Origin of the sequence: Pauljensenia sp. UMB10120, from assembly GCF_030212035.1 — a bacterium.
GTDB lineage: Bacteria > Actinomycetota > Actinomycetes > Actinomycetales > Actinomycetaceae > Pauljensenia > Pauljensenia radingae_A.
Genome location: NZ_JASODH010000003.1, coordinates 121059 through 135130 on the forward strand (window position 1 = coordinate 121059; position 14072 = coordinate 135130).

At 59.8% G+C, this 14072-nt stretch carries 12 protein-coding genes; 4 read left to right on the top strand and 8 right to left on the bottom strand.

Annotation, left to right across the window (positions count from 1 at the left end; all coding sequences use genetic code 11):
* Nucleotides 1–50: 50 nt before the first annotated feature.
* Together QP093_RS04000 and QP093_RS04005 are read left to right on the top strand one after the other, a co-directional pair.
* Nucleotides 51–767, top strand: a complete 717-nt coding sequence (locus QP093_RS04000; protein ID WP_285014827.1) for a PspA/IM30 family protein — start codon at nucleotides 51–53, stop codon at nucleotides 765–767.
* A 138-nt stretch (nucleotides 768–905) separates the two neighbouring features.
* Nucleotides 906–1469, top strand: a complete 564-nt coding sequence (locus QP093_RS04005; protein ID WP_058237253.1) for an NYN domain-containing protein — start codon at nucleotides 906–908, stop codon at nucleotides 1467–1469.
* Between the two features lie 691 nt (nucleotides 1470–2160).
* Here the strand turns inward: QP093_RS04005 and QP093_RS04010 are convergent.
* A complete protein-coding gene (locus tag QP093_RS04010; RefSeq protein ID WP_058237254.1) occupies nucleotides 2161–3909 on the bottom strand; it encodes a glycerol-3-phosphate dehydrogenase/oxidase in 1749 nt (582 codons plus the stop codon).
* Between the two features lie 194 nt (nucleotides 3910–4103).
* Here QP093_RS04010 and QP093_RS04015 point away from each other — a divergent pair, with 194 nt between their 5' ends.
* On the top strand, nucleotides 4104–5081 hold the full coding sequence (locus QP093_RS04015) for a sugar-binding transcriptional regulator (protein ID WP_285014828.1): 978 nt from the start codon (nucleotides 4104–4106) through the stop codon (nucleotides 5079–5081).
* On the opposite strand, the gene QP093_RS04020 is transcribed toward QP093_RS04015, so the two are convergent.
* The 7 genes from QP093_RS04020 to QP093_RS04050 all read right to left on the bottom strand — a co-directional run bounded on the left by QP093_RS04020 (nucleotide 5078) and on the right by QP093_RS04050 (nucleotide 13199).
* A complete protein-coding gene (locus tag QP093_RS04020; RefSeq protein WP_058237882.1) occupies nucleotides 5078–6094 on the bottom strand; it encodes an ADP-ribosylglycohydrolase family protein in 1017 nt (338 codons plus the stop codon). The two genes, QP093_RS04015 and QP093_RS04020, sit on opposite strands and share 4 nt — an antisense overlap.
* A gap of 501 nt (nucleotides 6095–6595) precedes the next feature.
* Entirely contained in the window at nucleotides 6596–8203 is a 1608-nt protein-coding gene (gene lysS / locus QP093_RS04025) for a lysine--tRNA ligase (protein ID WP_082628583.1), read from the bottom strand.
* Between the two features lie 10 nt (nucleotides 8204–8213).
* Complete coding sequence (gene panD / locus QP093_RS04030; RefSeq protein WP_371935775.1) at nucleotides 8214–8738, bottom strand: aspartate 1-decarboxylase; 525 nt, start codon at nucleotides 8736–8738, stop codon at nucleotides 8214–8216.
* Complete coding sequence (gene panC, locus QP093_RS04035; RefSeq protein WP_058237255.1) at nucleotides 8731–9645, bottom strand: pantoate--beta-alanine ligase; 915 nt, start codon at nucleotides 9643–9645, stop codon at nucleotides 8731–8733. Before panC ends, panD begins: the two co-directional genes overlap by 8 nt.
* Nucleotides 9646–9790: 145 nt before the next feature.
* Entirely contained in the window at nucleotides 9791–10780 is a 990-nt protein-coding gene (locus QP093_RS04040) for a Rossmann-like and DUF2520 domain-containing protein (RefSeq protein WP_285014830.1), read from the bottom strand.
* A gap of 11 nt (nucleotides 10781–10791) precedes the next feature.
* Nucleotides 10792–12711, bottom strand: coding sequence for a PH domain-containing protein (locus tag QP093_RS04045; RefSeq protein WP_154955712.1), 1920 nt, complete (start codon nucleotides 12709–12711; stop codon nucleotides 10792–10794).
* Nucleotides 12712–12716: 5 nt separating this feature from the next.
* Complete coding sequence (locus tag QP093_RS04050) at nucleotides 12717–13199, bottom strand: PH domain-containing protein (protein WP_058237886.1); 483 nt, start codon at nucleotides 13197–13199, stop codon at nucleotides 12717–12719.
* Between the two features lie 125 nt (nucleotides 13200–13324).
* Between QP093_RS04050 and QP093_RS04055 the strand changes: the two genes are divergently transcribed.
* A complete protein-coding gene (locus QP093_RS04055; RefSeq protein ID WP_058237257.1) occupies nucleotides 13325–14047 on the top strand; it encodes a response regulator transcription factor in 723 nt (240 codons plus the stop codon).
* The last annotated feature ends 25 nt before the right edge of the window (nucleotides 14048–14072 follow it).

A 14072-nucleotide genomic window follows, 5' to 3' on the forward strand; every position in this document is an offset into this window, starting at 1 on the left:
TGAATCGAAGCGTGAGACGAATCACGCCATGAGATACGGGAGGAGCCCCGATGGCAGAGAAGCAGACAATTCTAGGACGGATGGCACAGCTGGCGAAAGCCAACATTAACGCTTTGCTGGATCGTGCCGAAGACCCCCAAAAGATGCTTGATCAGCTGATTCGCGACTACACCAACTCGATTGCGGAAGCTGAGAATGCTGTCGCACAAACAGTTGGAAACCTGCGTCTGGCCGAACGCGACCATGAGCAGGACACCAAGCTTGCTTCTGACTGGGGTCAGAAGGCGGCTGCTGCCTCGAACAAGGCTGATCAGGAACGCGAAGCTGGCAACCAGGAGGAAGCCGACCGCTGGGATAAGCTCGCGCGAGTCGCAATCGGCAAGCAGATCCAGTTCGAGAACGAAGCCAAGCAGGCTGAGCCGATGATCGCCTCGCAGACCGAGGTTGTCAACAAGCTCAAGGACGGCCTGGCTGTCATGAAGGACAAGCTGTCTGAGCTGAAGTCGAAGCGCGATTCTCTGGTTGCTCGTCAGCGCACCGCCGAAGCACAGACGAAGGTCAACGATGCGCTTGGCACGATCAACGTGCTGGATCCGACGTCTGAATTGTCACGCTACGAGGATCGCGTCCGCCGCGCCGAGGCGCTCGCTCAGGGCAAGATGGAAGTCGCATCCTCCAGCATTGAGGACCAGTTCGCAGAGCTGGAAACCGATTCGTCGCAGATTGAGATCGAGCAGCGTCTGGCTGCATTGAAGAAGCACGAGTAGTTCGCCGCGTGCACGCCGAGATTCTTCAAACGTCCCATCACCTCTATTGTGATGGGACGTTTTATATGTTGAACTTTTAAAAGACTGAGTATGAAAACACGTTTCCTTTCTGAAACGCCTGGGACTAATCTGTAATCCATGGATGAAATAACATATTTAGTCGTCGATGGCGAAAACATAGATGCAACATTAGGTATGTCAGTTCTGGAACGCCGCCCTAATCCGGAGGAACGTCCCCGCTGGGACCGCGTTCTCGATGCAGCGACCCACACATGGAGTCAGCCAACGAAAGGATTGTTCTTCCTCAACGGCTCCAATGGGCACCTCCCGATGGGTTTCATACAGGCTCTGACCGCCATGAATTACACACCAATCCCTCTGGCGTGCGAGTCCCCCACCGTCAAGGTTGTCGACGTCGGCATTCAAAAAACCCTGTCAGCCATCGCAGAACTCGATGGCGCCTCAGTGATCCTGGCGAGCCATGACGGAGACTTTGTCCCGCAGGTCCGCGAGCTTCTGTCAATGGGGCGCAAGGTCGCGATCGTGTGCTTCAAGGAGTTCCTTTCCGCCCAGCTCCAGGAGCTTGTTGACGAGGGACTTGAGGTGCTCGACCTCGAGCATGACCTCGACGCTTTCCAGGTGGTGCTTCCTCGGCTTCAGATCATCGATCTGGAGGCTTTCGACCCCTTCGCATTCCTGTAAGCCCCTCCCTCAACGCTTTTCGGAAGCAGCACCTTTCCGATGCACTCGTGCCGCGATGGCATGCTGGCGTGGTTGTGCTACAGGCTCGGCTTTCTCAGTGACCAAACCCGCGTGAGGAGTCCCAGATCAGATAGCTCGCAGTGCCCGCTGTCCGCTCACCGCGAGCCTCGTGCACCATGCCCTAGATCTGTCTTTCGCACATGCACGATCCCCTAGATCTACCCCTCGCACATGCACGATCCCCTAGATTCTCCCTGTTTTTTGCACGATCCCCTAGATCTAACGCCCCGTCATTTTGACGCGTTCCTTAACACGCAGGTCACAGGACATTCCAGTTTCCGAGGGAGTCCCTATCGTCTGTTGATCTAGGGGGTTGTGCACAAGTCGCCCTAAGATCTAGGGGTTCGTGCAGGAGAGCATTCAGGATCTAGGGGTTCGTGCACGAAAGAGGTTAAGATCTAGGGCATTGTGCAGCGAGCGGTACATGGCCTGATCAACGGAGCACCCACGACAGGCCCAACGAGCACCCGTCAAGATAGTGCGGACTCGTGGCGACAACCGGTCAAGGTCTTACGAGGCCACGCTATCCGGGGTAAAGCGTGAGGGTGCATCATCCCCGAGCCTCCGCGCAACGCACCGTTAGCCAAGCGGGGCGACGCGGCGTTGACCGGGGACAAAGCTGAGTGCTGATTCAGCCCTGGACGTCAGGAGCAACGTCCTTGAAGGGCCGGATCGGTTCTACCTGCTCGCGGACGGCCTGCGCTTGCTTCTCATCCCAGATGCCTTCGGCTTCACGCTCAGCATCGCATCGCGCCTGATACGACGCCTTCTCACGCGCGGTCGTTTCTTCATCCCAATCCAGCATTGCAGCCGCGATCTGAGCCACCGCATCCAGGGATTCCACTCCGCGATCCTTGTGCTCATAGTGGATGCGGGTACGACGTGTCAGCAGGTCCTCGATGTGCAGGGCTCCCTCGTACGCAATGCCGAATGCAATTTCCGCCCTGAGATATTCGGGCGCGCCGGGCAACTCGTCTCCGAGAGAAGGATCCTCCTTAATCATTGACAGCACCAACTCGATATCGGCCCCGTATCGATCCAGGAGATCTTCGACGTGGTCGACGCTTAGACCAGACTCCTGCGCCAATTTCTTGCGGGATTCCCACATCGCGAAGTAGCCGTTCGCTCCCTCGAGCGGTGTCTTTTCTGTGACGCACGGCTTGTTCTTCGCCCCAGAGCCGAGCGCAAAGTCCACTGCGTCCTGCGCCATCTGGCGATACGACGTCAGCTTGCCTCCCGCGATCACCGTCAGCCCAGGAGCGGCTTCCGTCACCGTATGTTCACGCGACACTTTCGTGGACTTGGTTTCGTCATTGTCGAGGGTTCCGGGTTGAAGCAGCGGACGCAGACCGGCATACGTGCCGATAATGTCGTCACGCGTCAGCGGGGTCGCCAGCACCGAGTTGGCATGTTCAAGCAGGTAGTCGATATCCTCCCTGTCGGCAACAGGTTCGAGGCGATCCTCATGGTAGGCGGTGTCTGTCGTACCAATGATCCAGTACCGCTTCCACGGAATAATGAAAAGCACGGATTTCTCGGTACGCAGGAAGATACCGACTTTCGACTTGATCGCATCTTTGGGCACCACGATGTGAATACCTTTCGATGCCAGAACTTTCAGTCCCCCGCCGGTGTGCGCCAGCGACTGCGTTTTCTCAGTCCACACACCCGTCGCATTGATGACGCTACGGGCTTTGATATGCAAGTCTTCGCCAGTTTCGAGGTCCACCACATGCGCCCCTCGAACCCGGCCGGAGGAATCCTGATCAAGTTCCTGAACCTGAACTCGGTTGGCAGCCAGCGCACCGTAACGCACCGCCGTGCGCACAAGCGTCACCACCAGGCGCGCATCATCTACACGCGCGTCGTAGTAGACGATCGATCCTGTTAACGCATCGGGTTTGATGGCGGGCGCCAGCTTCAGGGACCCTTTCTTCGAGTAATGCTTCTGGATCGGAACAGACCCGCGGTGCGCAAACTGGGCCAGTACGTCATACATCCCGACACCGATAGCCGAATACGTGCGCTCAATGACCGGAATCTTCAACGGCCACAAGAACGGCTGCGCCTTCACCAGGTGAGGAGCGTTCTGCGTCAGCAGCAGACCGCGTTCCCGCAAGGATTCGTTCACGAGTTTGAAGTCGAGTTGGTACAGGTAGCGCAACCCGCCGTGCACCAGTTTCGAGGAGCGCGACGAGGTACCCGAGGCCCAGTCCTGCGCTTCCACGATTCCCACCCGCAGGCCACGCGTGGCGGCGTCAACGGCGATACCTGCTCCTGTCACTCCGCCACCGATGACGAGTACATCCAGCTCGGGGCCTGACGCCATCTCCTGCAGGGCATCGTGTCGGGCTGTGGGTGATAGAACTGGGATACTCATCTGCGTCTCCATCGATCGTGTTGTTGGACCGTACTTCTTTATCGCGACATCTAGTCGCGCTGTCTGCTCGCGCTAATCGATCACGCTCTTAGACGCGCTTCTCGATCGTGCTTGACGAGTTGTTGCTTTCATTATCTCAGAAATGCACGTCTACCCAAAGGTGTTGGGCATTTGTGCATGAGAGACTGGTAGTCATGAGCAAACGTGATGAGCTGGCACTGCAAGCGGCCGTTCTGTACTACATCCGCGAAGAAAAGATGGAGGCGATAGCCTCCCAATTGAACATGTCGCGCTCGTCGGTTTCACGCCTGCTGTCCTACGCCAAAGAGGTGGGACTGGTGCGCATCCAGGTGCAGGACCTGGCCGGTGCGCGCACCGACCTGGAACGCGAAATTGCGCAGGCGTTCCACGTCAACGCAGTCGTCGTCCCTGTTTCATCAGTAGACACCCCTGTCGCCACGCTTGAATCGGTGGCGCAGGTGGCCGCGGCGCAGCTCGCCAACTTGATGCAACCTGGCGCCACGCTTGGAATCGCCTGGGGCAATACAACAGCAGAAGTCACGCGCCACTTGGCCAGGACTCCCCTGCCCAACGTCACGGTCGTCCAGCTCAACGGGGCCGGCAATGCGGCACAGTCAGGTGTCCCGTACGCGGGTTCAATCATGTCGCGCGCTGCTGAAGCGTTTGGTGGCCAGACGGTCTACTTCCCCGTCCCCGCGTTCTTCGACTATGCCGACACTAAAGAGGCACTGTGGCGCGAACGCTCAATTCGCCAGGTCCTGACGACGATCGAGTCGTCAACCGTGGCACTGTTCGGTGTGGGTTCGCTCGACGCAGCGCTCCCCTCGCACGTGTATTCGGGCGGATATCTTGACGCCACCGAACTGCACGCAGCACGCGCCGACGGAGTAGTGGGCGACGTCTGTACAGTACTGATCCGCGAAGACGGCTCAACGAATATGGAGCTCAACCATCGAGCATCCGGTCCCATGCCCGACGTATTGCGGCGCATCCCCGTGCGGCTGTGCGTCGTTTCTGGCGTCTCGAAAGCGATTCCCCTGCTGGGAGCGTTGCGTGCAGGGGTGATGACGCACCTGGTGGTCGACTCCGAAGCGGCACGCGCACTGCTCAACCGGATGAACCGCGAGCACGGTCAGCGATCGTCTCGCTAACGGGCCCGCTCACGCACGTCAAGCAATTCGAGCGCGGGGGTTGCCACATCGATGCCTGACACGCTCATCACCTGCTCGATGACGGTGTTCGGGAAGACACTGACACCGCATGTCGCACCCAGCATTGCGCCGGTGATCGCGCCGATTGTGTCCGTGTCGCCTCCAATATTGGCGGCCTGGATCAGAGCTTTATAGGGCTGCTGCGCGTAGCGGCGCGCCAGCGCGAACGCGGCCGGAACAGCTTCATTGGATTCGACGGATGTTCCCACCATTTCGCGCAGCCAGGTTGCGAAGTCTTCCTCGTTCCTCTTGCGGGCATGATTGTGGGCGTACTGCGTGCGTGCAACGACGCTGGCTCGCGGACTCCAGTGTCCGGGCGAACCCAGTCGGTCGATTTCGGTCAGCGCAAGTTCAAGTGCTGACAGGGTATCCAACCCGTTGATCCCCAGGCTGACGACTCCGGCGACGAGCGCAGCACTTTCAAAACCCTGCGTCGTATTGTGCGTCACCATGCATGATTCGCGCACTACGCGCGTGAACGCTTCGGCCTCGCGCATGTCGATGGCTATGCCCACCGGCGCCACCCGCATCGCGGCGCCGTTGGTCGTGCCTTCCGTTCCAGTGGTGCCGTATTCGGCGCCGGCACGGATTTCTTCGAGTGCACTCTTGGTGGAGGGGCCGAGCAGGTCGAGGGATCCTCGCGCTCTCATCGTGTCTTCCCACGCGAGCAGGCGGTGCGCCAGTTCAAGCGAATCAATGTGCCCGTCACCGTCGATCAACAGGGAGGCAACCAGGAGGGCCTGTTCGGTGTCGTCGGTGACATGGCCAGCTTTCATGGAGGGCGCGATGGGCTGCGTCGGGCTCGCATCGACGAGGCCGTCCACACGGATGTACGCCTGATGAATCTCCTCATGGCTCATCGATTGCGTGGGCATGCCGAGCGCATCACCGAGAGCAAGTCCAGTCAGAGCGCCGATCGCCCGATCCGCTTTGAGCGCTTGCGTTTGCTTCACGAAGTTCGTCACGAATTACTGCCTTAGTGGTTCTGCGTCGTTTTATTGATGTACGAGGGCATCTTTGGGCGCTGCCACATGAAAGCACATGGGAGCCAGCAGGTGCCTTTCGTTTAATGTAAACACAGAACCTGCATGTTGGCTGAGAAGTTTCGGAGCGTAGGGCTCGTGAGCAGATACGGCCGGCATATATGTGTCCTGCCAGGCAGATGCGCTCAACAGGCGAAAGTCACTGCCAAGCGGGCACGGTCGACGGGCGAAAGTCGCCGGTAAGCAAGTACGTCCAGCAGGTAAATGCCACTAGCAAGCAGTACCCGTATTTGAGCTCCACTGCTTGCGCCTGCGCAGTCGATTGGTCTGCACCGCGGCATCAGGCTGTGAGCAGCGCTGCCATCATCGATCCAACAATGAGCAGTCGCTTCTGGCTCGCCCGGCTCCGATTCATCATGGTCGTGTCCTTCTCATCGATGCAGTGTGGTGGTGCAGGCAGCTCGTAGCGGATCAGATCTTCTTGACCAGCGGGAACGTGATGGTTTCTCTGATTCCCTGCCCCGTCAGAGCCATGAGCAGGCGATCCAGCCCCATTCCCATGCCGCCCGACGGAGGCATGCCGTATTCCATGGCCATCAGGAAGTCCTCGTCCAGCACCATAGCTTCCGGGTCGCCTTCAGCAGCGGCGAGTGCCTGGGCTTCGAAGCGCTGGCGTTGGATCACGGGGTCGACCAGTTCCGAATAGGCTGTGGCCAGTTCAAACCCTCGCACATACAGATCCCACTTTTCCACCACGCCGGGCTTTGAGCGGTGTCCTCGTACCAGCGGTGAGGAATCTTCCGGGAAGTCGCGCACGAAAGTCGGTGCCCACAGACTGTCCCCCACGGTCTTTTCAAAAATGACTTCCGCAATCTTGCCATTGACGTAGTGGTCGGGGATCTCTTCGCCCAGATCCGTTGCGATGCGCACCAAATCCTCGCGAGAAGTCTGCGGGCTGATCGCGGTTCCGACCGCATCCGAAATCGAGTCATACAGGCTGATCGACTCCCACGATCCCGACAGGTCGTAGGTCGAACCGTCGGGCAGGGTGACGACTTCGGTTCCCAGTGCGTCGCGCGCGGCTTTCTGAATGAAATCACGGGTACGCGTGGCCATCGTGTCGTAGGTTCCGTACGCTTCGTACGCTTCCAGCATTGTGAATTCAGGTGAGTGCGACGAGTCAGCGCCTTCATTGCGGAAGTTACGGTTGATCTCGAAGACCTTGTCAACACCACCGACAACTGCGCGCTTGAGATACAGCTCAGGGGCGATACGCAGGTACAACTCCGTGTCGTAGGCATTCATGTGTGTTGAGAACGGGCGTGCTGCCGCACCGCCGTGCAGGACCTGCAGCATCGGCGTCTCAATTTCGATGAACCCTGCGTCATGGAAGTAGTCGCGCAGTGAACGCACAACGTTGGCTCGCATGCGCACCATCTCGCGAGCTGCGGGGCGCACGATCATGTCGAGGTAGCGGCGGCGCACGCGCATGTCCTCCGACAGCGCCATTTCCGTGCCGTCTTCAGCGGTGTAGGTCTTGGGAAGTGGACGCAGTGCCTTGGATGCGATCTTCCATGCGGGGGCATCCTCGCCCTCCCCCGGCTCTGCCATAATCGACAGTTCTCCGCGCCTGGATGAAATCACTCGCCCGTGGACGAAGAGGTGGTCTCCCAGGTCAACCTCGGACTTGTAGGTTGCGAGCGAGTCCGGTCCGACGGAGGCGGCGGACAGCATCACCTGGATGCGCACACCTGCGCCGTCCTGCAAGGTGGCGAAGCAAAGCTTTCCGCCGTTGCGCATCAGCATCACACGGCCGGCGATTCCCACCACATCGTCGGTTTCTTCACCGGCTTCCAGATGTCCATACGCCTCGCGCACCTGAGCGATGGTCGACGTGATCGGCAGTTCAACCGGGTAGGGCTGCTTCCCCTCGTCCAGCATGGTTTGACGTTTACCTGCACGGATCCGCATCTGTTCAGGCGCGTCGTCACGGCCCTGTCCCGCTTCCTTTCGAGGAGCGTTTGAGTCGTTGTGTCCGGCCGGTTTCTGGGGCGTTAGTTCTTCACTCACGTGTGCCATGGTATCTGTTTCAGTCTTTCTTCGAAAAACGAGGGAGGCCTCCACTGTCTTCGTTCATACCTGAACTGTGCAGGTCCAGCTCGCGGGCGCGTTCGGAGTCTTCGGGCACGCGACCAGGATGAGCGCCGCATTCCACGATGTGATTGTCGCGGTCAACGAAGACCACATGAGGCTGCCAGGATTCCAGTCGTGATTCTGGAACGGACACGTACGCCATGATAATGACCAGGTCCCCCACGCCGATTTTTCGGGCTGCGGCACCGTTAAGCTGCACCACGCCCGAACCGGCCGGCCCGGCGATGGTGTACGTCGTCAACCGCTCACCGTTATTGATATCGACGATATCCACCTGCTGGCCTTCACGGATGTCGGCTGCTTCCAGCAGATCCGCATCAATCGTCACCGACCCGACATAGTGCAGGTCGGCATCGGTGACGCGCGCACGATGAATCTTGCCGCATATCATCGGGCGGTACACTTCCGCGGGCGAGCTGGCCGCGCGCGGGCCCATCGCTGGTGCGCTCTGGTCAGTCATTGGCATCCCCCGAGGCGCCCTTTGGGCGGTCAATGATCGTATTGTCGATCAGGCGGGTCGACCCCACGCGCGCTGCCAGCAGCACATATGCGCGGTCGGGCCACTGATCGGTGGTGGGCACCGTTACTCCTGACTGGTCAGAGTCTGCGAGCGCCACGATCTGAAAAGTCGCTTCGTCTGTCAATGCCACATAGTCACGCTCCACGCCTTCGGCTTCGTCGAGCACCTGCGCTGCAGCTTCCACGACTGCGCTGGGCGAGTCACCCTCGTTGGCACGTTGATGAGCGGTGCGCAGGGCGCGCGACAATGTCAACGCGCGTTCACGTTCCTCATCCGAGAGGTACTGGTTGCGGCTGGAAAGTGCCAGGCCGTCTGTATCGCGCGCAATCGGCACGCCTTCGATGCGCACCGGCACGTCGAGTTCGTCCATCAGGTTGCGTACCATCGCGAGCTGTTGCGCGTCCTTTTGGCCAAACAGCGCAACATCGGGGCGGACGCGCTGGATGACCTTGGTGACGACAAGCGCCACGCCAGCCAGGTGCGTGGGCCGGGTCTTGCCTTCCAGAACGCGCGCGATTGGCCCCGGATCAATGGTCACGGCGGGTTCGTGCGGATACACGTCATCGGGCGTCGGGGCGTACACCACGTCCACATCAAGGCCACTGAGCTTGGCGAGGTCGGCGTCAAATGTGCGCGGGTAGGCGTCAAAGTCTTCACCGGGTGCAAACTGCGTCGGATTAACAAAAATCGACACGATCACGTGATCTGCCAGTTCCTTGCCGCGCCGAACGAGCGACAGGTGTCCTTCGTGCAGGGCGCCCATCGTCATGACCAGTGCGCGCGTGCCCGTCAATTGTGCCAGCGCATCATGTAGTTCGGCGCGAGTATGTGCAACGATCGGGGTCATCGTTTCAGCCTCCTTCAGACCCTTCTATTGTTCCCCCGTTTGAGCCTGCTTCCCACCACAATTGGTGCGCAACTGGTCACGATTGACGAGGCTGGCGCACGCGCCGCTGATCGCACGCGACATTGAAGGTGCTGGGGCGAAGCGGTTATGACTCCATCAGGGCGGTGCGCAGCTCGTCGGCTGCGCGTTGGGACAGACGGCCACTGCGCGTGAGCATCGTGATCGTTGCCTGCGCCATATCTGCGTAGTTGTCGGCAGAATCGGTCAGCCGCGCGCCTGCCTGCTCGTTGTCCTCGGCGGCCAGGCGCGCAGCTTTGTGGAGTGCGGTGATGTGTGCGCCGACAGTTCCTGAATCGGCGCGCACGATCGGGCCGGTCAACCCCTGATCTCCTTCGGTCAGTGCGCGATCCAGCGCAGCTTCGACCAGGGGTCGCAGGTACGTGCCGGACTGTTCGACTCCGGCAGCTTCCAGCATGCGTCGGGCGTGCACGATCAGTGTGACGAGGTGGTTGGCACCATGCGCAAGTGCCGCGTGATATAAGGTGCGGTCGTTTTCCTGTACGATCACGGGTTCTCCACCCAACTCCACCACCAGTGCCTGCGCAATCGGCACCAGCGCAGCAGGCGAGGTCACGGCGAATGGTGTGCCCACCAGGCGGGACACATCGATGGACGTGCCGGTGAACGTCATTGCCGGATGCAGTGCGATCGGCAGTGCGCCTGCCTGTTGGGCTTTGTTCAAGATGGCGACGCCGTGCGTTCCGCACGTGTGCGCGACGATCTGGCCAGGACGGAACGCTCCCAGATCTGCCAGTCCGCTCACCAGTGGTTCGATCGCATCGTCAGGGATGGCGATGAGGACCAGGTCGGCGGCGGAGATGACGTCAGGAATATCCATGATCGGCACTCCCGGCAGCATGACCTCTGCACGTTCGCGCGCCTGGGGTGACGACGCATTCACCGCGACGATATCGTGACCGGCTGCACGCAGCGCGGATCCCAGGGGAGGACCGACATGCCCCATCCCAATGATTCCGATATGGAGCTGGTCAGGGCGCGGACGACGCGACGGTTCGCCCGCATGCTCATGCGCGCTGCGCCTCGGGCGCTCATGCGCGTCGTGCAAGGGATTCACAAGTGTTTACCCTACCGCTCGTCAGAGCCCGCTGCGGGCAAGGCGCCGGCAGCAGGTGCACTAGCTGCGGGCGGGGCGTCAGTGTCAGCTCCAGCTGCGGGCGAAACATCCTCAGGTGAATCCTCGTAAGCATTGGCACTGTGTTCAATCTGCTCGGCAACCTTCGGATCGGACACTGACTGGGCCACGCGACGCATCCAGCGTTCAGGCGGCTCATGGTCACGGCGAAGTCGCCCTCGTTCCATCAGGGTTGCAACCATCGTGGTGGCGAATTCCAGGTCAAGATGGTGAGCAGCAATCGGTGCCTGACCGTTGACCAGTTTCGGATTGACCACAGCGAGCTTGCGTCTGCGCAACCACGGCCCCTGGTAGATGCTCACAGACTGGAAACGCTCATAGGGCATGATCGTCAAGGTGTGAGTGACGCGCCCATCGCGCACCGCCATCACCCGTTCGGTCAAAGCCGAGCCGCGCCTGCGCCAGACAATCGGATCCATGACTTTTGAGCGCTCCGGGTTGGGCACAAAGTAGCGGCTGGAACTGCGGTTATCCCCATGCAGGCCGTCGTGGATCAGGGCGAGGGGGTCATCCACACCCAGGTCCTGGATCACCATCCACACAGCCAGTTCAGCTTCTTCGCGCGTGCCGACCGGGAGCAGCACGTAGGAGGCGTCAGCCATTTCCGATCCGTTGGAAGAATTGCCTGCGTAGCCGGCCATCGAGACGGTGACGCGGTACCAGTCTTTGGTGCGCCACAGGAAGGGTTGCGTGATGCGCACGGAGTGGACGCGTCGCGGCGGAATGGTTTGGGAACGCGTCGAAGTCAGGCCCTTGCGAATACGGATGCCCGAAGCTGAGATGCCTGCGCGGAAGTCAAACGCGCCGGCAAAACGGCTCCACACAACACTGCCGATGGGCAGAATACCGACGATGATCGGGATGAAACCTGACACGCCTGCCAGCCCCTCCGTCAGTATCAAGGCGATCATGCCGATCATGGCGGCCAGGAACACCAGGAAGGAGATAATCAGGCCAACCGACATGAACAATGAGGCAATGAGACGTCCAGATGGCACACGGAAGACTTCATTTTCCTGTGCCTCCGGAGCAGGAGCACCAGTGCCGATACTGTCACTTACGGCGACCTGTTCACCGAAGTCAACGTCGGGAGCTTCCGCGGCAGCTTCACGTGCCTGACGCGCCAGTGCAGCGGATGCTGATCCGGATGTGACACCCGCAGCCAGTGCGAGGATTTCGGCGCGCAGATTGTGGAGTGTTTCAGTTTTCAGGTAACCGAACTCCAGGTTCGAATGTGACCCGCCTGCCACTTCGATGGTGACTTTGCCCAGACCGAAAATCCTGCCAAGCAGAGGCTGGACGATGTCAACCGCCTGGATTTTTTCCAGTCGGGCGTGGCGTTGTACTCGGAAGATGATGCCCGACCGGTACCAGACGGCTTCATCTGTGAGAGCGTAGGCTGTGCGCTTCCACGCACAATAGGAGTACACGCCCACCAGCACCGAAAAGAGCGCGATTGCTCCCAGAATGTAGCCCGCGATATGGAGGGCCGGCATGTGGGAGATGACGTCCGAGTCAAGCAGCTCAGAGATCACACCGGTGCCTTGGTAGGCCAGGAATGCCACCAGGGCAGCAAAGAACTGCCACGTGTTGAGGACCGGTGAAATGCGGTGGACTTTACGCCAGCCTTCCTCCGGCAGCGCATTGTCGAGGGCGCTCGCCGTGCGCTTCTTTCGCTCGGACTGTGACGGCGTGTGTGAAGCGGGCAGAGTCGCCCCCGTATGCGGAGTCGATGCAGCGGACGAAGGTGACTGCGAAGGCGAGCATGGCTGTGCGGGCGTCGTTCGCATTGTCGGCTCTACTGGTTCTGTGGGCGCAGGTGCGCCCGATGGGTCTGCGGTCTCGTTGCTCATATCGCTCACAGTCCCGTCAGTTCTTCAGAGCCACGCTTAGCCAGCATGTCGCGCAGCTGGGCTGCCTGGTCGGTCGGCAGGCCATCAATCGAGCCGGCCGTTTCGTTGGACGCTGTGTTGATCTTGATGGACGCAATGCCGTAGTGACGGGCTATCGGCCCCTCGGACACATCGACATACTGGATTCGACCGTAGGGGATAATGCTGAGATTGCGGAACATGATGCCGGAACGGATCATGAATTCGTCGTTGCTGAATGCGAATCCCAGCGCGCGCACCTGCCGCTGGATCAGCCAGATCTGCCAGATGCTGTACGCAATGATGACTCCGGTGCCGATCCACCACCAGGGAAACGACACGATAGCCAGCACTGCGAAGATCAGGGCAAGCGGAATGACGAAGATCAGAACTCCAATTGTGCGCACTCGAGCCAGCGCCGGCGACACCGGCGTAAATGTGATGCCTTCCGGACTCATTGGATCTGTCATCACGGTCTCCCTCATCATTCGTTCAATTTTCATCGTCAATAGTGGCACATCGTTGGGGCGAAGAACATGCTGAACTCTCACGCGTCGTTCAGCCAACTTTCAGGATGAACCGCCACACTAACTGTATGGCTGTTCATATCCCGACTTCATCCGACTCCGCTGAAGCACGTCTGCTCGTCGTCGATGACGAGCCGAATATCCGCGACCTTCTCGCATCATCATTGCGTTTTGCTGGATTCGAAGTGATCGCTGCTGCGGATGGTGCCAGCGCTTTTCACGAGGCCACTCAATCCCACCCTGATCTCATCGTGCTGGATGTGATGCTGCCCGACATGGATGGCTTCACGGTGACGCGGCGTTTACGCGAAGCGGGTATCACGGTTCCGGTCCTGTTCCTGACTGCGCGTGACGATATGCGCGACAAAATCCAGGGGCTGACAGTGGGCGGAGACGACTATGTCACCAAACCTTTCGGCCTGGAGGAAGTCGTCGCTCGCATCCGCGCCATCCTGCGCCGCACTCGCCACAGCGGCGAAGATGACGGCATGCTGCGTGTGGGGGATTTGGAACTGGACGAGGATGCTCACGAGGTTCGCCGCGCGGGCGTCGATATCGAGCTATCCCCCACCGAGTTCAAGCTCTTACGCTACCTGATGATCAACGAGGGGCGCGTCGTCTCCAAGATGCAGATCCTTGATCACGTGTGGGAATACGACTGGGATGGTGAAGCAGCCATCGTTGAGTCGTATATTTCCTACCTGCGTCGCAAATTGTCAGTCGAAGGATCGTCGGGCGAGCTCATCCACACTCGCCGCGGCGTGGGCTACATGCTGAGGGAAGACAGCTGACAGTGCAACCCGTCCAATCTGCCCG